This is a genomic window from Amycolatopsis sp. NPDC028719, from assembly GCF_055565395.1.
On the sequence record NZ_JBVHUL010000001.1, the window covers coordinates 969,070 to 991,605 of the forward strand.

Sequence of the window (22,536 nt, forward strand, 5' to 3'; positions counted from 1 at the left end):
CCATCATCGGGCATGGCCACTCTGCGCGACGCGCGCGAGCCGGAGCTCAACAGCGGGATCCTGCCCGGGAACGTGCGGGCCGACGACTGGATCATGCTCGTCCTCGCCGCCGGCTCGGTCGGGCTGCTCGGGTTCATGCTGATCAGCCCGCCCGCGCGGGACGCCGCGCTGGTGATGTTCTACGTGGACTGCGGGATCTGCGGCGTGTTCCTCGCCGAGTTCCTGTGGCGGTGGCGCAAACGCGGCTGGTCCAAGAAGTTCCTCGTGCGCAACTGGTACGAGCTGTTCGCCATGATCCCGGTCGCGCACCCGGTGATCACCGGGCACAGGTTCATCGGCGTCGTGCTGCTGCTGATCCGGATCGGGCGGGCCGCGGACCGGGCCGTCGGGGAGCAGTTCACCTACCGGCTCGTCGACAAGCTGTCCGAGCCGATCGTCAAGGCCATCAAGAAGCCGGTGACCATCGCCGTGCTCGACGAGGTCGTCAAGGTGCTGGAAACCGGCAACTACCCCGAAAACCTCGCCAAGTCGCTCGAGGGGAACAAGGCCGAGCTGCGCACGATCATCGCCGAGAAGATCGCCGAGGACCCGCAGCTCGGGAAGCTCAAGCGGCTCCCGTTCCACGACGAGATCGTGCGGACCGTCGTCGACACGTCGTTCCGCGTGCTGCTCGAGGTGCTCGTCGACCCGCGGATCGACGACTTCTTCTCCGCCGTCGTGCGCGACAACCGCGAGCAGATCCGGCAGGCCGTGCAGCTCGGGCTGCACGAAACCGACGACGAGGAGCAGGAGAAGGCCCTGCGCGTGCGCACCCAGCACTCGGCCGCGCTCGAGTACGACCGGCTGCACCCGAGGTCACGGCCGTGACCGCAGGTACGCGCCGAGCAGGCCCGCCGCGTCGAGCATGGCCACGCCCCGGGCGGTGAGCCTTCCCTGCCAGGTTTCCAGGGCGTCGGCCAGTGACTCCGTGCCGCCGGCCGTGCGGACCTGGCCGACCACCGTCGCGATGTGCTCCAGGGGGTAGCCGCCGCGTCGCAGCAGGTGCGCCAGTTCGGCGTCCCGGATGTCAGCCGCCCGGAAGACCCGGTACCCCGTGGCGGGGTTGCGCTCCGGGACCAGGATGCCCGCGCGTTCCCACGCCCGGATCGTCGCCGCCGTGACGTCGAGGCGGTGGGCCAGCTCGCCGATGGACCAGTCGACCGCGGCGGGTTCGGGGGCCGGTTCGGTCGTCAGGTCGCCGATCGCCCGGCGCACCGCGTCGAGGGTTTCGCGGTCGCGGAGCAGCCGCAGGTGCCCGCGGTCGACGAGGGTCAGGGCGCGGCCGAGGTCGTCGTCGTGGACGGCGGTCATGATCCCGCCGGCCGTCGCGTGCCCGCACGCCGCCACCAGCGCGAGGAACGCGCGCAACGCCGCCGCGTGAGCCTCCGTGTAAACCCGGTAGCCGCTTGCGGTGCGCGCGGCCGGCGGGAGGAAGCCGTCCCGCTCGTAGTTGCGGACCGCCTGCGTGGAGATGCCGTGCTCACGGGCGAGGTCAGCAGGTCTCAACCGAGTCTTCAAGGATACGATTCAACCACATGGACCTCACGGACTTCACGGCCGAACTGCTCGCGTTCGGCGAGCCGACCCACTTCGAACCGGCCTTCGCGCGGCTCCGGAACGACTTCTTCGCCCAGCTCGTAGAGCACGGCTTCCGCTCGATCGCACTGGAAACGGACCGCGTGGCCGCGCTCGACGGCGAGTTCTCGCACGGCTTCGGCGAGGTAGCCGCGAACCGGCAGCTGCTCGATTGGCTGCGCGAGTACAACGAGACCGCCGGCGAACCGCTGACCTTCCACGGCTTCGACGCCCCGACGGAGATGTTCAGCGCGCCCAGTCCCCGTGCCTACCTCGAACACGCCCGCGACCACCTGGGCCTCGACGTCGACATCGCGGCGCTGACCGGCGACGACGAACGCTGGAGTCGCTCGGAAGCGATCCTCGACCCGGCGGCGTCGCCCGGCGCGTCACCCGAGGCCCGTGAGCTGCGGGTCATCGCGGACGACCTGCTCATGGCCCTCGACGCCCGCGTCGAGCCGGCCGCAAGCGCCGCGAGAATCCACGCGAGCGCCGGGCTCGATCTGCTGCGCTACCACGCGGCGTCGGCGTTGCCCGGGGACCGGGACACGAGGATCGCGCGGCTCGCGAGCGCCCGCGCGGTCATCATGGCCCGGAACCTCCTGGACATCCACGCTTCGCAGCCCGGCCGGACCCTGGTGTTCGCGCACAACGCCCACCTGGGGTCCGGTGCGGGGGCGATCGTCGCGTCGCGGCTCGGCGACCGGTACGCCTTCATCGCCGGCAGCCTCGGCCACAGCGAAGCCCTCGGCCTCGGCGAGCCGGCCGCGGACACCTACGAAGGCCGCCTGCAGCGCGACACCGGTACCTGGAAGCTGACCACGGAAATCCCGGCCGGCCGCACCCGGGACGACGCCGACCACCGGTACGCGCCGCTCACCCGGGAACTGCTCGAAAACGCCGACGCGATCCTGCACGTCGCCTGAAGACACAGCAGCCCCCGCACCGGGGTCGGGTCCGGTGCGGGGGCCGCCGTTCACCCGGTCACGGGTAGCTCACCACGTTCACCGGCACCGTGCCCGAAGGCGTGACGCCGCCGGTGTCGTTGATGACGTGGGTGATCGTGCCGCGGTAGTTGAGCGACACCGTCAGCAGGCTGTGGAACCGGACGCCGCTGGTGTTCGGCACCTCGAACGCGTGGTAGCTGGACACCGCCGGGTTCGTGTCGAAGAAGCAGTAGCTCCCGAGACCCCACGCCTCATGGGACGTCACGTTCGCCGCGACCTTGTAGGCCGCGTACCCGGCGACTCCCGATGGCGCGTTCCACGACGCCTGGTTCGGCACGTCGTAGGGCATCTCGTTCTGGAAGAAGATCGTCTTCCCGCCCTGGCCGTTCCAGATCACCTGGTACTTCTGGTAGTGCTCGACGAACAGGCCGGTCGCCAGCACGTTCGCGCCGTTCACCACGAGCCCGGTGTCGGCCGTGTTCGTGTTCCAGCCGACCGTGCCGGCGTTGCCGTGGTCGGCCCGCCACGCCCAGATGTGGTCGATGATCGTGTCGGAGCTGTTGACGATCAGGCTGTTCGTCGCCTTGCCGGCGATCGCGCCGCCGATCCGGAAGAACACGTCCTGGACCGTCGTCGGGTTCGCCGCGTGGTTCGCCGACGAACCCGACTGACCCACGGTGAGCAGCGCCTGCGAGTTCGTCGTGCCCGCGTCGAAGAGCAGGCCCTTGAGCCGCACGCCGTCCACATCGGACACCTGCATCGCGTTGACGCCGTTGTCCGGCACCAGCGTCGGGTAGCCGATGCCGAGGATCGTCGTGTTCGCCTTGGTCACGTTGAGCGTCTGGTTGAGGTGGTAGATGCCCGGCGTGAAGAACAGGTTGCAGCCCGCGGCGAGCGCGTTGTTGATCGTCGCGGCCGTGTCACCGGACTTGACGACGTAGAACTGGCTCATCGGCGCCGACGTGCCCGGGGTGCTGCCGTTCGCCCAGCTCGGGCCGGACGCGTTGGTGCGCAGGGAAGGCAGGAACACGCGGTACTTGCCGGTGCCGTCGACGTAGAGGTAGGGCACGTCGCGTGAGACCGGGGTCGTGGCCAGCGTCGTCTCCGGCGGGTTCGGGAACGTGTTCGCCGGCGCGCCGCTCGTACCGGAGAAGACCATGTTCCAGACGCCGCCGTTCCAGCTGCCGAGCTGCGAATCGCGGGTGTACCACTGCTGCTGCGACACCGACGCGGCCTGGCCGGCCACCTTCGAGTCGGCGATGTAGCCGCCGCTGGCGAAGCCGTAGCTCGCCGGGTACAGCTGCAGCCCACCGCGGACGTCCATCCGGCGGAACGGCGCGGCCTGCGCGACCGCCCAGCGCTCCTGGCCCCCGGAGGGCACGACGGCCAGGTTCTCCGCGGAGCGCCAGAAGTTCTGCAGCGCGACGCCGTTGTCGGAGGCGTTGAAGGCGTCCACCGTGACGTCACCGTTGATCACGACGTCACCGGGGTTCTGCCCGAGACCGGCGACCGAGGTGTAGAAGCCGACGTTGTCGTGCACGTTGTTGTACGTGCCCGGCTTGAACAGGTGGGCGACGCGCCGGTCCGCGAACTGCGCGGTCAGCGTGTCCTTCTGGTTGTTGAAGTCGGTGTCGAGCTGCGCCTGGATCGTCGCCGCGGACATGCCGGGGTCGAAGATCCGCACGTTCGGCCCGAAGTTCGGGGTGTCGGACTGCGTCGGGCAGCCCGCCTGGGTGCCGATCGTGTAGCTCGCGCTGGACACCGGGGACGTCGTCGATCCGGACTTGAGCGCGATCGCGTTGACCGTGCGGGAGTTCGGGACGCTGATGGGTCCACTGTAGAGCGGCGAGGATGCGGTCGGCGTCGAGCCGTCCACTGTGTACCGGATGGTCGCGCCGGAGGTGGCGCTGCTGATGGTCACCGTCTGGGCGGACGAGTACGTGCCGCCGGGCGGGCTGAACGTCGGCGCGGCGACCGTCGTCGAGCCGCCGCCGACGGTGTAGGAGAAGTGCGGGGTGTCGTACTGCGGGCCGCTCTTCTCGTAGGTGAACCAGTAGTCGAGCGTGTTCCCGGTGCTCAGGCCGTTGACGGTGGTCCGCCAGGTGCCGGAGCCGTTGGTCATCCGCACGTTCTGCTGGCCGACGCCCGGCACGCCGGTGTAGTGGACGTCCACGTACACCGCGGGGGTCGTCGGGGTGAAGTTGAGCTGCAGCTGCGTCGAGCTGAGCTGGGTGACGCTCTGTGTGTAGTCGTCCGCTGCGAGCGCGGCGGGGGCGCTGAGCCCGGCCGCCACGAGCAGTGCCGATGCGACGAGCGCGAGCCTGGGGCCGCGTCGTCGAAGCTTGTCCAGGGTCCGGTTCACGCCGTGACACCTCCGCCGTTGGGGATCCACGAGCATTCGTTGTGAGTCACAACAAATTAGCTCCCGCTCAGCGGTGCTTCGGTCTCTTTTTGGTAACACTTGTCTGGACCAATGCCTCGGCCGGTGCAACAGGACGCGCCGGGCCCTTGCGGCGGTGGAGCCGGCCGCGGCGGCGGTCGAACTGTGCCTCCCGGCGTAGGCGGGAGCTACCGCGGTCAGAGCTCAGCGCGCCGTCCACGAAAACGGCTCCACGGACGGGTGACGTTCGCGCACGGCATTTTCGCGGGTCACGGCACCGGGTAAGGATGTTTGCATGCTGGACACGGAAGTCCTGTCGCGGACGCCGCCGCGAGCGCTCGACGTCGTCACGCCGCTCGGTGACGTGCGGTTCGCCGTCCGCGTCGGGGGCTGGGACGTGCCCGCGAAACCCGACCACACCTGGGGGCTCGGCTCCGGGGCGGCGCGGCTGTGCCGGTGGCGGCACCGGTCCGTGCGGCTCGACGTGGTCTCCGGGGCCACCGCACCCGAGCAGCCCGGTGTCACCCGGGAGACGCTGATCTTCCGAGTACTGGCCCGGGAACCGCTCAGCGAGTTCGCCGTGCAGGCCGAGCTCACCGACCCGCCGGCGGAGGCCCGCGGTGGTGATGGCGCCTTCACGGTGGAGACCGCTGACGCCGCGGTGAGCGTCGGCGGTCCCGGCGCCGAGATGCTGCGGTACTGCTCGCGGATCGGGCAGCACGTGCCGCCGTACTGGTCGGCGCAGCTGGCCGGCGCCGTCGAGCTCGACGGCGCACGGCTCACCTGGCAGCTGCCCGCCGTCGACCGCGGGGACTACGCCGAGCTGTGGGTGTCCGCCGCCTGGAGTGCGGCGGGCGGGGACCCGAGCCGCGCCGTCGACATCGACCCGGCCCGGATCCTGCGCGAGCTGACCCAGTGACACCCGGTCCGGATCCGGAGCCGCCGGCCGGTCGTTGCCGAGCCGGATCGAGTTGGCGCCCGCGTTCAGCGTCAGCGGGACCGAAGTGGTGTACGGCGTGCTGTTGCCGACGCCGCGACACGCGGTAGTCGCTGCCGCACAGGCGGACCAGGTAGCCGTCCGATCTGTCACATCGTGGCCTTGGGATACGTCAGGGTGGTGACGTACGCGAAAGGACGAGCCCGTGAACGACGATCTCTTGGCCCGCAGCTTCGAGACCCATCGAGACCATCTCCGGTCGGTCGCCTACCGGATGCTGGGTTCGCTGACCGAAGCCGAGGACGCCGTCCAGGAGTCGTGGCTGCGGCTGAGCCGGAGCGACTCGGCCGCCGTCGAGAACCTGGGCGGCTGGCTGACGACGGTCGTCGGACGCGTCTGCCTCGACATGCTGCGCTCGCGCAAGGCCCGGCGCGAGGAGCCGTGGGACGGCCTGGTGCCCGACCCGATCGTCAGCCGCGACGAAGCCGGGCCTGAGCACGAGGCGCTGATGGCGGACTCGGTCGGCCTCGCGCTGCTGGTCGTGCTCGACACGCTCACCCCGGGCGAGCGGCTGGCGTTCGTGCTGCGGGACATGTTCGCGATGCCGTTCGAGGAGATCGCCCCGATCGTCGGCCGCTCCGAAGCGGCGACCCGGCAGCTGGCGAGCCGCGCCCGGCGGCGGGTCCAGGGCGCCCCGGTCGCGCCGGACCCGGACCTGTCCCGGCAGCGCGAAGTCGTCGACGCGTTCCTGGCAGCGGCCCGCGGCGGCGACTTCGACGCGCTGGTCTCGGTCCTCGACCCGGAGGTCGTGCTGCGCGCCGACCGCGGAGCGGCCCTGGGCGGCTCGATCGAGGTCCGCGGCCCGTCGGCCGTGGCGAACCAGGCGCTGACGTTCTCACGGCTCGGCGCGGGCGGCGGCGTGGTCCACCGGGCCCTGGTCAACGGAGCGGCGGGCGTGGTCGGAACCCGGGACGGCCGGCCGTTCTCGGTGCTGGGCTTCACGGTGGCCGGCGGGCGGATCGTGGAGATCGACATCCTCGCCGACCCCGACCGCCTCAGCCGGCTGGACCTGGCGGTGCTCGACTGACCCCGGCGCGGTGAATGACTCATTCCTGGCGTTGGGTGCGAGGAATGAGTCATTCACCGCGTGCGAACCCCCGCCGGCGGAACCGTTCATGGCGTTTCCGGGACCACCGCACCCCGCTCGTCGGTCACCAAAGCGACGCCGTCGGCCGAGTCGAAGTGCAGGTACTGGCGCCGGCCGTCCGGGTAGCTGCGGACCGTGCCCGCCACCACGACCACCAGCTCGCCGTCCTCGACCGCGTACAGGTCGTCCGGGCTCAGGACCTCGCGGATGCGCGTGCCGTTGGTGACCAGCGTGCGGACCCGGCGGCCCGTGTGGTCGTAGCCGTACAGCGTGTTCACCCCGTCGTCGCCGTGGACTCCGCGCAGGCGGCCGAACGCGTCGTGGATTTCGCTGCCCGCCCGCGGTTCCGCGGGGGCGCGGAGCGCGACTTCGTGCAGCAAGCCGCCCGGGCCCGTGATGACGTGCTTCGGCGAGAAGTGCTCGCTGACGCCGCTCGCGTAGTGCACCGCCGTGCGACGTCCGTGCAGGTCGTACTGGACGGCGTCGACGAACCCGGGCACGCACACCAGCCGCCCGACCTCGTCGTACTGGTGGTGGACGGTCAGCCGCCCGTCGCCCGCGTCGGGGTAGACCACTTCGGACAGTCGCCCGTCCGCGCGGCGCACGACGTCCAGCCGGTACTCGACGGCCACGTGCGCGGGCCGCCAGCGCCGTTCGACCGGGTGGCCGAGCGCGTCGTAGCCGAACAGCGTCACGCCGGATTCGTCGGCGACGCGCACCAGCCGCCCGCAGCTGTGCGGCCCCGCCTCGAGCGGCACCGGGAGCCCGCCGTCGTGGTAGGTGAACGTCGTGACCGGGGTGCCGCCCGGATCGTCGACCAGCACCGCGACCACCCGATCGGCCGCGTCGTGCACGCGGTACACCGTGTGGCCGCCCGCGGTCCGCGTCTCGACCGGGTTGCCGGCCGCGTCCCGCGCGTGCACGACGCCGTCCGCGTCGCGGATCTCCCGGCCGAGCAGGTCACGGACACTCCCGGTCGCCGCGCTGTCCGATGTGGACGCCCCGAGTGGACGGCCGAGCGCGTCGTAGCGGAACTCCTCCGGCGCGACCGGAGGGTGGCCGTCGCGGAACGCGCGGCTCGTCCGGCACACCAGGCCGCGCGCGCAGTAGTCGTGGTGTTCGTCGACGACGTCGCCGAGCAGCTCGGCGTGCCGGCGCCGCAGCAGCCGGCCCGCGCCGTCGCGCAGCTCCGACGTCACGATCACCTCCGCCTCGCCGGAGACCGCCCGCTGCTCGGTGGTGATCCGCGTCCCCTCGTAGCGGTACCGGACGGTCGGCAGCTCCGCCGAGTCGCCCGGCCGCACCACGGTTTCGGGGCGCCCCAGCGGATCGAGGGTCACCGTGGTCACCGCGCCCGCCGGATCGGTCACTTCGCACACGCGTGCCGTGCGGATGTCGTAGCGCGTCGACGTCACGTTCCCGAGCGGGTCGACGGCGACCTCGGGGAAGCACCGGTCGGCGGAGTAGCGCACCTCGTGGGTGTGGCCGTGCGGCCCGGTCGTCGTGGTGCGCAGCCCGGCGACCGTGTCGAGCCGCCCGTGGAACGTCGTCGTCCACCAGCCGTCCTCGCCGGGGCGGCGGTGGTAACCGTGGTGGCGGAAGTCCGGCAGGACCGGGCCGTAGACGTCGGCGACGAGCGCGTCGGTGAGCACCAGCTCCTCCTGCGCGGTCAGCAGGCCGTGGGTTCCGGCGCTGCCGTCGGGCCGCTCGTCGTAGCGGAACACTCTGTCCGACAACACTTTTCCGTCGCCGTCCAGCTCGCGCACGCGGGCGGGCAGGGCGACGAACCGGCGCTCGGGGGCGGTCGCGTAGGTCGTGCGCGTCTGGCGGACCACCGGTTCGCGCCCGGGCCGCTTGGTGGTCTCCACCTCCCGGGTCGGGTTGCCGTCGGTGTCGAAGGCCGTCTCCGTCGTGGTGACCGACACCGGCCGCTCCCGGCGCTCGAACACGGTCACCACCGAGCGCGTCCACTTGGGACGGCGAGCGTGCTCCACCCGGCGGTAGGGCCGGTCCTGCTCGGGGGAGCCGTCGAGGCCGTAGGTCTCTTCCTTGTCGAGCAGGCCGCCGTCGCCGAACCAGCGGACGGTCCGCAGCGTGGGCGCGTACTCGTCGCCGAGCTCGTCCTGGACGACGCGGCCGAACCCGGTGGTGCGCCGGTCGTGGTATTCGAGCTCGGTCACGCCCGTCTGCCCGGTGGCCGTTTCGCGCCGCGTGACGCGCCGGACGACCGGGACCGACTCGACGGTCGCGTACTCGACCGACGTGTGCAGCCCGATCCCGTTGTCGATCTCGCTCAGCCACCCGGTGCGCGGGAAGTCGGCGGGCTCCGGGGAGAAGTAGGAGACGACGTCGTCGAGCAGCAGCACACCGCCGCCGCCGGTCCGGGCCTTCGCGGCGACCTGGACCCGCTGCGGGGCCGGCGGTTCCGTGCGGGCGTAGGCCAGCCGCAGCGCCGGCGCGGCCGCCTCGGCGCCGTGCACGTCGAACCCGGTGAGCCCGATCGACGTCAGCAGGGAGGCGCCGGTGACTTCGTCTTCGTCGTAGCCGAAGCGCCACCGCCGGACCAGCGGCCGCGCGTCCCCGGGCACCCGCAGGTCGGCCCGGGCGCACCGCAGCGCCGTCGTCACGAGGGTGCCGCCGCGGCCCCAGCGCAGGACGTCCGGCCGCGGTTCGTAGGTGAAATCCACTTCGTACGGTCCGTAGGCCGCGCGCGCGAGGTACGCCTGGCCGCTGTGGTGGACCCAGTCGAACGCCGCGGTGTTGCCGAACGCGTCCTCGGTCCGTTCGAGGTACCAGGCGGACCCCGCGGACCGGCCGCCGTCGGTCGTCCCGAGGACGTGGCGGATTCCCGATCGGGTGGTCAGCACGAAGCCGTCGCCCCGGCGGCTGAGCCGGCCCTCGGCGCCGGAACGCGCCTGGCCGCCGGTCAGCCGGACGTGCGGCAGCGGCAACGCGAACCCGCCGCCGAAAGCCCCGTTCGCCGCGGCGGTGGTGTAGCGCAGCGCCAGCGCGGGTGCGAGGCCACCGGGACCCGGCGGCAGGTCGAGCGGCACCGTGAAGCTGCCCCCGCCGGTCGCGGGTTCCGGGGTGAACGCGCCGCCCAGCGCCCGCACCGGCGCGGGCCGGCTTGCCTCCTGCGCGCTCACCCGGAGCGGAACCATGCTGATCTCCCCGACTCGATTCGTGACTTCGGACGGCCAAGTGGGTGAGGCGGGGGTGCCAGATACGTCGTCACCCGTTTGCTTCGTCCGTTACCCATTCGTGACGTCCGTGTCGTATCCCGGTGGCGGCTCACCGGTCTTTCCCGGGTGCCATCAGTGATCAATGGCGGAGGGTGGACCCGATGGTCGTCAAGTTCGTGCGGGACGAGACCGCGGAAGCTGAAGTCTTTTCGGAGGACGCGAGCACGCTCAACGAGCTCCCGACCCCGCCCAGACAATTGCTCGACCGGCACGGCGCGCGAGTGCTCGACCCGGCGACGGCGGTCGTCGCCGCCGGGCAGCCGGTCCCGCGCACCACCGTCTACCGGCCGGGCACCTTCCTGCTTCCCCACCGGTACCTGCGCGACCAGGAGGCCCTGGCCGCGATCAACCGCGTGCTCGGCCGCATCGGCATCTACGCCGAACCGGCCGACCGCGGCGGCGACAGCAAGGCCTACGCCCGCGCCCGGCAGCTCGACGACGTGCCGGTCCGCGCGCTGCTGCACGTCCGCGAGGACTCCGACCCCGTCGTCGTCGACTGCTGGAAGGCCCTGCAGCTGCTGCGGTCGGCCGCTGCCGGCGAGAAGCCCGAGATCGACCCGGAGATCGTCCGGCACGTCTCCGTCGAGCACCTGCTGTTCACCTCGCCGGTGTTCGGCGGGGTGCCCTGGGAGACCAGCGGTCTCGGCGGCACGCCGTGGGAGACCAGCGGGTTCGGCGCGGGCAGCTCGTACGGGCGCACCCACGGGGCCAACCGGATCCCGGTGACGCTCGCCGCGGACCCGCCGTTCCGCAGCGAGAAGCCGGCGCACCGGCGGCCGGTCGTCGCCGTGCTCGACACCGGCATCGGCCCGCACCGCTGGTTCGGGCTGGCCGACCGCAGCGGCCCGCCGCCCGCCGGCTCCGGCCTCACCGTCGCCCCCGACATCCAGGCGGCGATCCTGCAGGCCCAGCAGGACGCGGGCACCACGCTGCCGACCCAGCTGCTCACCGACTACTGGGACGCGCCGACGACCGGCCAGCCGCTGATCGGCGACGTCGACACCGACACCGGGCACGGCCTGTTCATCGCCGGCATCATCCGGCAGGCCTGCCCCGAAGCCGACACCCTGGCGATCCGCGTCGTGCACAGCGACGGCGTCGCGTACGAGGCCGACGTGCTGCTGGCGCTGCACCTGCTGGCCGACCGCGTCCGGAACGCGCAGGCGAACAACCGGCCCGAGGACATGGTCGACGTCGTCTCCCTCTCGATGGGCTACTACGTCGAAGACCCGGCGGACGTCGCCTTCACCGGCCAGTTCGGCGCGGCGATCGCGGACCTGCTCGGCCTCGGCGTGCTCGTCGTCGCGGCCGCCGGCAACGACGCGACCACCCGCCGCTTCTACCCGGCGGCCTTCGCCGACCAGCCGCTCGGCGGCGGCTGCGGCCCGCAGGTGATCAGCGTCGGTGCGCTCAACCCCGACGTCGGCACGAGCAAGGCGCTGTTCTCCAACGAAGGCCCGTGGGTGACGTGCTGGGCGACCGGCGCCGGCGTCGTCAGCACCTACCCGGCCGACGTCCGCGGCAGCGCGGCCGCCGACCACGAGCTGCCCGGCCGCAACTCCTTCGACCCGGACGACTACAGCGCCGGCTTCGCGGTCTGGGACGGGACGTCGTTCGCGGCGCCGCTCGCCGCCGCCGAGATCGCCAAGGCCCTGTTCCAGTCCGGCGACCTGGCCACGGTCGACCGCGACACCGTCGTCAAGCGCGCTTGGAGCGCGCTGGGCTCGCTGTGACCGTGGCCAAGACCGACCACAGCCGGGTAGCGGCCCTGTTCGACGCCGCGCGGGAGGGCGACCGCGCGGCGCTGGACGAACTGGTTTCCCTGCTCACGCCGCTGCTCTGGCAGGTCGCGCGGGATCAGGGGCTGGACGCCGACCAGGCCGCCGACGTCGTGCAGACGACGTGGCTGCGCCTGCTCGGTTCGTTCGCGGAGATCCGCTCGCCGGTCGCGCTGACCGGCTGGCTGATCACCGTGACCAAGCGGGAAGCCTGGCGCACGGGGGAAAAGCGCCAGGTGGAACGGCCGCTGCCGGAGCTTCCGGAGCGGCTGTCCGAAGCGTCACCGGCACCCGAGGAGGGGGTGCTGCGCGATGACCAGCGCGCGAGGTTGTGGCGCGCGGTCGACGCACTGCCCGAACGCTGCCGCAGCCTGCTGCGGATCGTGGCGTTCGTGCACCGGCCGGACTACGCCGAAGTGGGCGCCCGGCTGGGAATGCCGAGGGGGAGTATCGGCCCGACCAGGGGACGTTGCCTCGCGCGCCTGCGCGAGCAGCTACTCGCCAACGGCGAAGGAGATTGGCTGTGACCACCGTCGAACCACCCGGCGCTGACGAGCCCTTGGACGAGCTCGACTTCCGGTTGCTGACCGGACTGCGCGAGCTGTGGGAAGACGCCGACCCGATGCCCGAAACGCTGGTGGAGCAGATCCGCTTCGCGATCCAGCTGGAGGACGTCGACCTCGAAGTGATGCGGATCCGGGAACAGGAGGGGCTCGCCGTCACGCGCAGTGCGGCCGAGCAGGGCCGGCTCATCACGTTCGACAGCGAAAGCCTGACGATCATGGTGAACGTGAGCCACGAGCCAAGTGGGACGATCCGCCTGGACGGCTGGCTCACGCCACCGGCCGAGCACCCGATCGAGGTCCGCACCGCGAACGGCCCCTTGACGACCACTTCGGACGCCGAGGGGCGGTTCGCGGTGAACGGGGTGCCGCACGGGATGGTGCAGGTGCTGGTGCGGACCCTGGGCCGCTCGAGGACGGTGAGCACCCCGGCCATCGAACTCTGACGCGGTTGCTCACCGGATACCGCGCCCCGGCGTGAAAAACCGCCCACCCGGCAAGAACTCCCGGACCGACCGGACCCGGAGGTACGATCCGGGACGTCCTTCTCGGCCGAGGGGGACGGCCCCGGCCGGGAGGGCAGCCTGTGGTCGCGTCGCCGAGGGCGGAAGACCGGGTACGCGACCTGCATCGGCGTGCGGTCGCGGCGACCAACAACGGCCAGCCCGTCGTGGGCGGCCGCCTGATCCGGTCCGCCGCGCGGCTTCTCGGCCTGCCCGCCACCGAACCGCCGCCGGACTGGCCGTCGTGGCCCGACCTCGCCACGCGCGTGCTCGGCACGTACGCCGCCGTCGAAACCGCGCTGGGCAACAGCACCCGGGGGCTCGCGCTGCTCGACGAAGCCGACGTCCTCGTGTCCGACGCCGGGCGCGGGATCCTGCGCCAGCAACGGGGTCTCGTCCTCATCCTGATCGGCCGGATGGACGAAGCCCTGACGTGCTTCGACGAGGCGGTCCCCTTGCTGCGGCAGGCCGGCGAGTTCGTCGTGCTCGCCCGCACGCTGCTCAACCGCGCCATGCTGCACCAGTACGCCGGGCGCGTCCGGCTCGCGCTCGCCGACCTCGACCAGTGCGAGCAGATCGGCGCCGGCCAGGCTTCGGAAGAAGGCCTGGAGCGGATCTTCGCCAAAGCGGCGCACGGACGCGGCCAGGCGCGCGTGCTCACCGGCGACATCCCGGGCGCCCTGCGGGACTTCGACGCGGCCAGCGGGTTCTACGCCGAACAGAGCGTCGGGATGCTGCCGGTGCTGGCCGTCGACAAGGCCCGCGCGCTGCTCGCCGCCGGGGTGCCGCAGGAAGCCGCCGCCGAACTCGACGCGGCGCTGGAACAGTTCCCGCGCCTGCGGATGAACCAGGAACACGCCGAAGCCGAGCTGACGCGCGCCTTGGCCGCGCTCGCGAGCGGCGATCCGGCGGCCGCGCGGAGCTGGGCCGGCCGCGCCGAACGCCGCTTTCGCCGCCGCGGCAACGAAACCTGGGCGGCGGTCGCCCAGCTGACCGTGCTGCGCGCGGACTTCGCGGCCGGACGGCGGATCGCCCGCGTCGCCGCCGAGGCGACCGCGCTGGCCGGCCGGCTCACCGGGCTGGGCCTGCGCAACGACGCCGAAATCGCCGCGCTGCTCGCCGCCCGCGCGCGCATCACCCTGGGCGATCTCGACGACGCCCGCACCGGCATCGCCCCGCGCGACCGCCGGGCCGCGCCGCTGGAAAACCGCCTGGTCCGGCGGCTCGCGCTGGCCGAACTCGGTGCCGCGAGCGGCAATCGGCGCATCACCTTCGCCAACGCGCGCGCCGGGCTGACGCAGCTGGAACGGCACCGCGGCCGCTTCGGCAGCATCGACCTGCAGACCGCGACGACGTCACTCGGCAAGGAGCTCGCCGACGCCGGCCTCGCCGCCGCGCTGGCCCAGCGCTCGCCCGGCGTCGTCTTCCGGTGGCTCGACCGCTCGCGCGCGCAGGCGTTCCGGTTCCGGCCGGTGCGGCCGCCCGCGCACCCGGAGACCGTCGACGCCGTCGCCGAGCTGCGGTACCTCTCGATGCAGATCCGCGCGGGCGAGCTGTCCGGGAAGCCGGACACCCAGGCCGTGAAGCGGTGTGCCGCCCTGGAACGCGAGATCCGCGCCAAGGGCTGGCAGGCCGAGGGCACCGACGTCGACCACCCGGAGGCGCGGCTGCGCGAGGTCGGCGACGAGCTCGCCGAAACCGGCAGCGCGCTGGTCTGCTTCCTCGCCGACCACGGTGCGCTGTGCGCACAGGTGATCGCGAACCACCGGGTCGCGCTGATCGAGCTCGGCCCGGCGTCGGCCGTCGCCGAACCGGTCGCGCGGCTGCACAGCGACCTCGACGCCTTGTGCGGGCGCCAGCTCCCCGCCCAGCTCGACCGGGTCATCCGCCGTTCGGTGCGGACGCAGGTCACCGCGCTGGACGGGATCCTGCTGGCGCCACTGGCTTCCCGGCTCGGCGACCTCGACGTCGTCGTCGTGCCGACGGGCGCGCTTTCGGCAATCCCGTGGGGGCTGCTGCCCACGGTGCGCGGCCGGCCGGTGACAGTCACGCCGTCGTCGTCGGCCTGGCTCGACGCGGGCCGCCGTCCGCGCCGCGCGGCCGGGGCACCGTTGCTGGTGGCGGGCTCGGACCTGACGCACGCGGAAACCGAGGTCTCCCTGCTGGCGCCGCTCTACCCGGAGGCCGAGGTGCTGACCGGGCCGGACGCGACGGTCGCGGCGACGCTCAAGGCGTTCGACGGCTGCCGCCTCGCGCACTTCGCCGCGCACGGCCACCACGAACAGGAAAACGTGTTGTTCTCCCGGCTGAACCTGGCCGACGGGCCGCTGATGGCGTACGACGTCCAGCAGCTTTCGACGGCGCCGGAGCAGGTGGTGCTGTCGTCGTGCGACGTCGGCCAGGCGGTGGTCCGCGACGGCGACGAGGTCCTCGGCTTCACGGCGGCGTTGCTCTACGGCGGGAGCCGGACGGTCGTCTCGAGCGTGGCGCGGGTCGACGACCGGACGGCCGGCGGCGTGATGCTGGCCTACCACCGGGCGCTCTCGTCGGGGACACCGCCGGCGCGTGCCCTGGCCGACGCGGCCCAGGCGGAACCGCTGATGCCGTTCGTGTGCTTCGGCCGTGGTTGACAATTGTCTGGACGTCTGACGTCGCCGTGGGTTGCTTTCTGGTGATCGACCCCATCGCGGCGCATCCCCGGAGGGCCGCCGGGCATCTTTCCCAGTGAGTCCAGTTGATCACGTCACGAGGGAGGATGACCATGAAGCGAACTGGTATCGCGCTGATCGTCGGGGGTCTGGCAGCGGGCGGGGTGTTCCTGACGGCCGGGGCCGCGAACGCCATGCCGAGCGACACGCCGTGCGCGGCGTCGGACGTCCACGTGACGGTGGCGCCTGACCCGTCTCACGCCGCCGGGCACGAGGCCTACGTCCTCACCTACACCGCGGCTTCGCCGACGACGAACTGCAAGCTCGAGGGCGCGCCGACGGCGTTGACCTTCATCGCCGGCGGGCAGCGGCTGCCGGTCACCGCGACGCCGGACGGTTCGGAGGCGGTCCCGGTGAACCTGCGTTCCGGGCACCCGGCCGTGTCGCGGATCGTGCAGCGCTCGGCGGCGGCGCCTTCGGCCGCGCCGAACTTCGTGACGTTCGACCTGCCGACCGGGCCGTACGGCCAGCCGGTGAGTGTCGCGTGGCCGGCGGGGGCGCCGCTGAAGGGCGACACCGTGCGGGTCACGCCGGTCAGCAGCTGAGCTTTTCCGACACCGGGAGGAATGTCATGAAGCGCATCTTGATGGGGATCGGCACGATGGCGGGGGCCTTCGCGCTGGCGGCGTGCGGGACTTCGACGGCTGCTCAGGCGCCGGCCGCGGCTCCCGCGCCGGCGGCCGGCGGGTCCGGGGGCGGGGTGGCCCCGGCGGCGGTGAGCACGCCGCGGTGCACGACGGCGGACCTGGAGGTCCTGCTGGGCAAGCCGGCCGAGAAGACCGACGCGCCGGGTCAGGTCGACATCCCGCTGACCTACCGCAACACCTCGGACCACACGTGTGGCCTGTACGGCGTGCCGGGCGTCGACCTGGCCGGCCCGGACGACGCGACGTTCGGCCCGGTGTACCACCTGCCGCGCGTCGACAACGGCGTGAAGTACAACGAGGTGCCCGCGGGGACGACGGCGTCGGCGACGATCACGGTGCTGACCCCGGCCGAGGGCGGCGCGTCGTGGACGCCGGCGAAGCTGAACACGATCCCGCCGGGCCAGACTTCGCCGCTGACCGCGGAGTGGCCGGCCGACCTCCCGGTGCTGCGCCAGGACGCGGCGACTCACCCGGGTTCGTACGTGAACGGCATCCTCGCCGACCCCGCCTAGGTCGTCACTCGATCGGGTGAAGCGGCGGGCCGCGCGTCATTCCTGGCGTGGGGGTCCCTCTTCCTCCATGCGGTGGTAACCGGCCGGCACGCCCCCCGACCGGCCGGTTACCGCTGCGATGTCTTCTACTCACGGTGGAGCAGCAGGAGCCGGATCATGAGCAGAAGACAACCGCACCTTCGGAGACCCGGGACGCCGTCCGGCCTTCTACCGTCGACTGCGTGACGCTCGAAAAGTGGGACGCGGTGCGCGCCGCGCTGCCGGAGACCGGCGCCCGGTTCGCGGACCTGGTGGCCGGCGTGCGGCACGGGGACGTGACGTCGCTCGGCGGGTGGACGATCGCCGAAACGGCGGCGCACGTCGGGATGATCGCGCTGATGTACACGTCGATGATCCGCGGCGACGGCGGCCCGCTGCCGCTGCCGGGCCTGAAGGAGCCGATCGGCACGGCCAGCGTCGACACGATCTCGGACATGAACGCGCTCGCGCTCGAGCTGTACCCGGAACGAGACCCGGCCCGGCTGGCCGAGCGGCTGCGCGCGGACATCGCCGAGGTGCTGCTGATCAGCGCGGACCTGGATCCGGAGAAGCCGGTGTGGTGGCTGGGCGGCTCGCGCGTGCCGGTCGCCGGCGTGCTCGCCCACCTGGTCAACGAAATGCTGCTGCACGGCCTCGACATCGCCCGCGCGACCCGGCGGCCATGGCCCATCCCAGCGGCCCACGAGGCATTGTTCCTGGAGCTGTTCCTGTTCGGCATGGTGCGCAACGACATGGGCCGCCTGCTCGACGACGCGACACCGTCCCCACGCCGGATCGCGGTCGAGTTCCGGTCGGCGCACACCCACCCGGCGGTGCTGGCACTGCGGCACGGGCAGTTGCGTCTCGAGGAACCGGACGGGACAGCGGACGTACGGCTGCGGTTCGACCCGGCGGTGCTGGTGCCGATGATGTTCGGCCGGATTTCCCGGATCCGTGCGGTGGTGAGCGGTGGCGTGCGGATCGGCGGGCCGCGGCCGTGGCTGCTCCCGGCGTTCCTGCGGACCGTGCGGATGCCCTAGTTCAGCACCCGGTAGGTCAGGTGCGTCAGTGTGGTGACGAGGTCCCGCTAGTGCAGTGAATGACCCATTCACCTCGTCCGATGACATGAATGACTCATTCATGTCATCACGAACCGTCAACGAACTCCGTACGCGCGGCGCTAGTTCGGCACCCGGTAGGTCAGGTGCGGTCTACTCGGCCGGACTGCTCGAACATGCTTGGGTGGCCTACGAACCAGCCGGCGCCGTCGGAAACCGGCCGTAGGCGCGCTGTCGGGTTCAGGTGCGTCTCAACACTCACTGGTGCAGCAGATCGCCGTCCTTGCCGAGGCGGTGCTCGGCGCTGGTGTCCGGGCCGGCGACGATTCCGTCCGCCGACATGCTGATCTCCGCGATGACTTTCCCCATGGGCCCACACCCTGCCACCGGGTCAGGCGGAGAACCAGCCGTCGCCCCATTCGGCGTCGCGGGCGGCGCGGTATCTCGGGCCCTGCTTCTTCGAGACCGCCACGCCCGGCTTGAGCCCCTCCGAAGACGTGCACAGGTCCAGCGCGACCCAGCCCTTGTGCTTCTTCGGGTGCCGGATGACCCGCGCGTCCGGACGCTCCGGCGCCGTCCGCGACGCGACGACGTACGCGAACTTCTCGTCTTCGAACCCGAGGGTTGCCGCCTTGAGCCGCCGGTGCAGGCCCGACCGCGGCAGCCGCGCGGAGAAGTGGCACCAGTCCTCGCCGGGCACGATCGGGCAGGCGGCGTCGTGCGGGCACGGCGCGACGACGTGCAGGCCCAGCTCGATCAGCCGCGCGCGGGCGGCGCGGATCCGTTCGTAGCCCGCGGGGGTGCCCGGCTCGATCAGCGCGACCGCGCCGGCTTTCGCCGCCAGCCAGCGCACGACGTCGTCGCGGGTGGCGTCCGGCAGTTCGCCGAGCACGTAGGACAGCGTGACGAGGTCGGCCTCCGGCGCGGGCGCGGCCGGGTCGACGAGCCCGCGCCGCCATTCCGCGTCCCGGACCGCCGCGTTCTTGGCCCCCGCGGCGAGCCGCTTGCCGAGCCCGATGGCCCCGGCGACCTGCTCCAGGACCGTGCAGCGAACCAGCGACGGCCACACGGTCGCGGCCGCCCAGACCGCGGCCCCGGTGCCACCACCGACGTCGACCTGCGTACGCGGCTCGAAACCGGGCGCGCGCGAAGCGGCTTCGGCCAGCACAGCGTGTACGGCGGCGTAGGTGGCCGGCATCCGGTAGCCGGCGTACGCGGCGACGTCGGCTTCGGAGCTGAGGATGGGCGAGGTCGCCGCGTCACCCTGGCGGTAGCGCGTGCTGAGCCGGTCGACCGACTGCGCGAGCCGCGGCACGGGGTGCCGGGCCAGCTCGTCGTCGAGCGCGGAGGAGAGGTCGTCGGGGAGTACCGCCACGACGGCAGGTTAGCCGGGCGCTCACCACGGTTTGGCGTCGCGGTTGCGGGTCCAGCGCCACGCGGACGCCGCGCCCCGCCGCACCAGCCGGCCGGTCCGCACCAGCCGGGGCGGGATTCGAGGCCGGTCTTCGGTGGCGCGCCAGATGGCCTCCGCGCGCGGGAACCGCTTCCGGACCCGCCGCAGGGACGTGTCCCACACCGGGAAGCCGGGCTCGTGTGCTCGGCCGCCCCGGCCGGACGGAAGCCGGACGATGTATCGCCGCACTCCCTGGCGCGTGCTCTGGTCCACTGGGCCCTCTCGCCGCGGGCCGCCAGCCTACTGTCCCGGCGCCCCGCCTGTCCGAATTGCCCCACCCGCATGACCCTGAGCTGCTAGTTTTCCGGCGCGAAAACTTTTCGCCGGAGCTGTCGATCCGGGGCGGGGCCGTTCGACGCGTAGGCAGGACCGACCGAGAGGAGACCGCGATGCGGTTCATGGTGATCGTCAAGAGCAACGAAGAGTCCGAGGCGGGACAGGGCCCGAGCGCCGAACTGCTGGCCGAGATGGCGAGCTTCAACGAAGAGCTGGTCAAGGCCGGTGTCCTGCTCGCCGGGGAAGGCCTGACGCCGAGTTCGCAGGGCGCGCGTGTCGTGTTCTCCGGGAGTGAGGAACCGAAGGTCGTCGACGGGCCGTTCGCCGAGACCAAGGAGCTCGTCGGCGGCTTCTGGATCCTCCAGTGCCGCGACCGCGACGAGTGCGTCGAGTGGGTCAAGCGGATGCCGAACCCCGAGGGGCAGGCCGGCGTCGTCGAGATCCGGCGGGTCGCCGAGGCGTCCGACTTCGAGAACATGACCCCCGAGGTCGAGGAGCTGGAGGGCCGGCTTCGCGCGCAGAGCGCCCAGGAGTCCTGATGCGGTTCCTGGTGATGGTGAAGGCCTCTCCGGAGTCGGAGGCCGGCATCGGACCCAGCACCGAAGAGCTGGAAACGATGGCGAGGTTCAACGAGGAACTGGCGAACGACGGCCGGATCGTGTTCGCCGAGGGCCTCACCCCGAGCTCGGAGGGCGTGCGCGTCCTCTTCGAAGGCGACGCCGAACCGAAGGTCATCGACGGGCCCTTCGCCGAGTCGAAGGAGCTCGTCGCCGGGATCTGGGTGCTCAACGGCGAATCCCTCGAGGACGTCGTCGCGCTCATGCGGCGCGCACCGAACCCCGAAGCCAAGGGCGGCGTCATCGAGATCCGGGCCATCGCCGAGTAGTGGGTTGCACCGCGCCCGATCACCCTGTCTGATGACCGGGTGACGGTTGCGGACACCCGGAGCACGGTCGAGACGGTGTGGCGGATCGAGTCGCCGCGGCTCATCGCGGGGCTGGCCCGCATGGCCCGCGGCGACGTCGGTCTCGCCGAAGAGCTGGCCCAGGACGCGCTCGTCGCGGCGCTGGAGCAGTGGCCGGAGTCCGGCGTGCCGCGCAACCCCGGCGCGTGGCTGATGACCATCGCCAAGCGCCGCGCGGTCGACCAGTTCCGCCGCAACGAGCGGTACGCCGAGAAGCTCGAAGAGGTCGGCCGCGACCAGCAGCTCGGCGAGGGCGTGCTGCCCGACTTCGACGCCGCCCTCGACGACCACATCGAGGACGACGTCCTGCGCCTGCTGTTCGTCGCGTGCCACCCGGTGCTGAACACGCAGGCCCGGGTCGCGCTGACGCTGCGGATGCTCGGCGGGCTGACCACCGACGAGATCGCGCGCGCCTTCCTCGTCCGCGAGTCGACGATCGCCCAGCGGATCGTCCGGGCGAAGAAGGCCCTCGCCGCGGCGAAGGTCCCGTTCGAGGTGCCCGAGGGCGAAGAGCGCGTCGCCCGGCTGTCTTCGGTGCTCGAGGTCGTCTACCTCGTGTTCAACGAGGGCTATTCGGCGACCCGCGGCGACGACTGGATGCGCCCGGCGCTCTGCGAAGAGGCGATGCGCCTCGGCCGCGTCCTCGCCGCGCTGATGCCGGGCGAGTCCGAGGTGCACGGCCTGGTCGCGCTGATGGAACTGCAGTCTTCGCGCGCGAAGGCCCGCACCGGCCCGAAGGGCGAACCGGTGCTCCTGCTCGACCAGGACCGCACCCGCTGGGACCGCTTCCTGATCCAGCACGGCCTGGCGGCGCTGAGCCTGTCCGAGCAGATCGCCGAGGGCGCGTACGGCCCGTATTCCGCCCAGGCGGCGATCGCGGCGTGCCACGCCCGCGCCCGGACGGCGGACGAGACGGACTGGGCCCGCATCGCGGCGCTGTACGAGGGGCTCGGCAAGCTCCAGCCGTCCCCGGTGATCGAGCTGAACCGCGGCGTGGCAGTGGCGATGGCGTACGGCCCGGCGGCGGGCCTCCAGGTGGTCGACGCGGTGGCCGACGAGCCGGCGCTGAAGGACTACCACCTCCTCCCGAGCGTCCGCGGCGACCTGCTGCAGAAGCTGGGCCGGCTCGAGGAGGCGGAGCAGGAGTTCAGACGGGCGGCGGAGATGACCGAGAACGCCCGGGAGCGAGCGTTGCTCCTGGACCGCGCGACGGCGGTGGGTCGCTAGCTAGCGGTCCCGCCAGGCCATCGGGGACAGCGTCAACGCCGCTTCCGCGATCTTCTTCGCCGTCTCCGTCGTAAGCCCCTTCTGCGCCGACTCGATCCATTCGTCGACCGGCCGCACGCCGATGTCCCGGTACTCCAGCGCCTGCAGCAGCATCTCCAGCTTGTCGGCATCCTTGGCGCACAACGCCTCGGCCGACGAGCGGGTCTCGTACTCGTCCACCGCCTCGCGCACGAGCGAGCGCGACCGGTCGGGCAGGGACGCCGTCTGGTCGGCCGTGATCTCCCGCGGCTCGGGCTTGCGCAGGTAGTCCGCGGCCGTCAGCGGAAGATCACCCGTCCGGGTCTCCTGCGTGTCGTGCCAGACGGCCAGGAACGCCGCCCGCTCCGGCGACGCCCCTTCCTCCGCCGCGATCAGCGCCGCCAGCTGGGCTGCTCGCAGGCTGTGCTCGCCGACCGACTCCGGGTCGCGCACCCCCGCGTGCCACCAGCCCGACCGCCGGACGCGCTTCAGCAGACCCAGCTCGTACCCGAAGGACGCCAGACCATCAGAACTCATGCCGCCC

General features: G+C 72.3%; 20 protein-coding genes. 14 read left to right on the forward strand and 6 right to left on the reverse strand.

The genetic code is table 11. From position 1 onward, the window contains the following. Positions 1-12: 12 nt before the first annotated feature. Positions 13-867 (forward strand): ion transporter, encoded by an 855-nt coding sequence (locus ACZ4TR_RS04835; protein ID WP_465285767.1) that lies wholly within the window; start codon positions 13-15, stop codon positions 865-867. On the opposite strand, the gene ACZ4TR_RS04840 is transcribed toward ACZ4TR_RS04835, so the two are convergent. Beyond that, complete coding sequence (locus ACZ4TR_RS04840; RefSeq protein ID WP_465285768.1) at positions 856-1,557, reverse strand: TioE family transcriptional regulator; 702 nt, start codon at positions 1,555-1,557, stop codon at positions 856-858. The genes ACZ4TR_RS04835 and ACZ4TR_RS04840 overlap by 12 nt on opposite strands. Before the next feature lie 17 nt (positions 1,558-1,574). Here ACZ4TR_RS04840 and ACZ4TR_RS04845 point away from each other — a divergent pair, with 17 nt between their 5' ends. Continuing rightward, on the forward strand, positions 1,575-2,540 hold the full coding sequence (locus tag ACZ4TR_RS04845; RefSeq protein WP_465285769.1) for an erythromycin esterase family protein: 966 nt from the start codon (positions 1,575-1,577) through the stop codon (positions 2,538-2,540). 58 nt (positions 2,541-2,598) lie between these two features. Here ACZ4TR_RS04845 and ACZ4TR_RS04850 read toward each other — a convergent pair whose 3' ends face one another. Continuing rightward, positions 2,599-4,923, reverse strand: a complete 2,325-nt coding sequence (locus ACZ4TR_RS04850) for a chitobiase/beta-hexosaminidase C-terminal domain-containing protein (protein ID WP_465285770.1) — start codon at positions 4,921-4,923, stop codon at positions 2,599-2,601. Between the two features lie 313 nt (positions 4,924-5,236). On the opposite strand from ACZ4TR_RS04850, the gene ACZ4TR_RS04855 reads away from it, so the two are divergent. Together ACZ4TR_RS04855 and ACZ4TR_RS04860 are read left to right on the forward strand one after the other, a co-directional pair. Next, positions 5,237-5,860, forward strand: coding sequence for a hypothetical protein (locus ACZ4TR_RS04855; RefSeq protein WP_465285771.1), 624 nt, complete (start codon positions 5,237-5,239; stop codon positions 5,858-5,860). A 223-nt stretch (positions 5,861-6,083) separates the two neighbouring features. Then, positions 6,084-6,965 carry a sigma-70 family RNA polymerase sigma factor gene (locus tag ACZ4TR_RS04860; protein ID WP_465285772.1) on the forward strand — a complete coding sequence of 294 codons (882 nt, stop codon included), beginning with the start codon at positions 6,084-6,086 and terminating at the stop codon, positions 6,963-6,965. 86 nt (positions 6,966-7,051) lie between these two features. On the opposite strand, the gene ACZ4TR_RS04865 is transcribed toward ACZ4TR_RS04860, so the two are convergent. Beyond that, entirely contained in the window at positions 7,052-10,186 is a 3,135-nt protein-coding gene (locus ACZ4TR_RS04865; RefSeq protein WP_465285773.1) for an RHS repeat domain-containing protein, read from the reverse strand. Positions 10,187-10,368: 182 nt separating this feature from the next. On the opposite strand from ACZ4TR_RS04865, the gene ACZ4TR_RS04870 reads away from it, so the two are divergent. From ACZ4TR_RS04870 to ACZ4TR_RS04900, 7 genes are all read left to right on the forward strand, one after another. Next, positions 10,369-12,000, forward strand: coding sequence for a S8 family serine peptidase (locus ACZ4TR_RS04870; RefSeq protein ID WP_465285774.1), 1,632 nt, complete (start codon positions 10,369-10,371; stop codon positions 11,998-12,000). Next, a complete protein-coding gene (locus ACZ4TR_RS04875) occupies positions 11,997-12,572 on the forward strand; it encodes an RNA polymerase sigma factor (protein ID WP_364517088.1) in 576 nt (191 codons plus the stop codon). Before ACZ4TR_RS04870 ends, ACZ4TR_RS04875 begins: the two co-directional genes overlap by 4 nt. Beyond that, complete coding sequence (locus ACZ4TR_RS04880; protein WP_465285775.1) at positions 12,569-13,054, forward strand: hypothetical protein; 486 nt, start codon at positions 12,569-12,571, stop codon at positions 13,052-13,054. Before ACZ4TR_RS04875 ends, ACZ4TR_RS04880 begins: the two co-directional genes overlap by 4 nt. A gap of 140 nt (positions 13,055-13,194) precedes the next feature. Continuing rightward, positions 13,195-15,741, forward strand: a complete 2,547-nt coding sequence (locus ACZ4TR_RS04885) for a CHAT domain-containing protein (protein WP_465285776.1) — start codon at positions 13,195-13,197, stop codon at positions 15,739-15,741. 131 nt (positions 15,742-15,872) lie between these two features. Further along, the gene (locus ACZ4TR_RS04890) at positions 15,873-16,364 is read left to right on the forward strand and encodes a DUF4232 domain-containing protein (RefSeq protein ID WP_465285777.1); all 492 of its coding nucleotides are present in this window, start codon (positions 15,873-15,875) and stop codon (positions 16,362-16,364) included. A gap of 26 nt (positions 16,365-16,390) precedes the next feature. Then, positions 16,391-16,978, forward strand: a complete 588-nt coding sequence (locus tag ACZ4TR_RS04895; protein ID WP_465285778.1) for a DUF4232 domain-containing protein — start codon at positions 16,391-16,393, stop codon at positions 16,976-16,978. Between the two features lie 221 nt (positions 16,979-17,199). Beyond that, positions 17,200-18,036 carry a maleylpyruvate isomerase N-terminal domain-containing protein gene (locus tag ACZ4TR_RS04900; protein ID WP_465285779.1) on the forward strand — a complete coding sequence of 279 codons (837 nt, stop codon included), beginning with the start codon at positions 17,200-17,202 and terminating at the stop codon, positions 18,034-18,036. A 409-nt stretch (positions 18,037-18,445) separates the two neighbouring features. On the opposite strand, the gene ACZ4TR_RS04905 is transcribed toward ACZ4TR_RS04900, so the two are convergent. Together ACZ4TR_RS04905 and ACZ4TR_RS04910 are read right to left on the reverse strand one after the other, a co-directional pair. After that, entirely contained in the window at positions 18,446-19,429 is a 984-nt protein-coding gene (locus ACZ4TR_RS04905) for a small ribosomal subunit Rsm22 family protein (RefSeq protein ID WP_465285780.1), read from the reverse strand. 21 nt (positions 19,430-19,450) lie between these two features. Further along, positions 19,451-19,720: a hypothetical protein gene (locus ACZ4TR_RS04910; RefSeq protein ID WP_465285781.1), complete on the reverse strand. Its 270-nt coding sequence runs from the start codon at positions 19,718-19,720 to the stop codon at positions 19,451-19,453. A gap of 176 nt (positions 19,721-19,896) precedes the next feature. Between ACZ4TR_RS04910 and ACZ4TR_RS04915 the strand changes: the two genes are divergently transcribed. The 3 genes from ACZ4TR_RS04915 to ACZ4TR_RS04925 are packed head-to-tail and all read left to right on the forward strand — an operon-like array spanning position 19,897 to position 21,974. Next, positions 19,897-20,322 (forward strand): YciI family protein, encoded by a 426-nt coding sequence (locus ACZ4TR_RS04915; RefSeq protein ID WP_364517072.1) that lies wholly within the window; start codon positions 19,897-19,899, stop codon positions 20,320-20,322. Continuing rightward, positions 20,322-20,669, forward strand: a complete 348-nt coding sequence (locus ACZ4TR_RS04920; protein ID WP_465285782.1) for a YciI family protein — start codon at positions 20,322-20,324, stop codon at positions 20,667-20,669. Before ACZ4TR_RS04915 ends, ACZ4TR_RS04920 begins: the two co-directional genes overlap by 1 nt. Before the next feature lie 39 nt (positions 20,670-20,708). Beyond that, positions 20,709-21,974, forward strand: coding sequence for an RNA polymerase sigma factor (locus tag ACZ4TR_RS04925; RefSeq protein WP_465285783.1), 1,266 nt, complete (start codon positions 20,709-20,711; stop codon positions 21,972-21,974). Here the strand turns inward: ACZ4TR_RS04925 and ACZ4TR_RS04930 are convergent, their stop codons facing one another. Beyond that, entirely contained in the window at positions 21,975-22,529 is a 555-nt protein-coding gene (locus ACZ4TR_RS04930) for an HD domain-containing protein (protein WP_465285784.1), read from the reverse strand. Between the last annotated feature and the right edge of the window lie 7 nt (positions 22,530-22,536).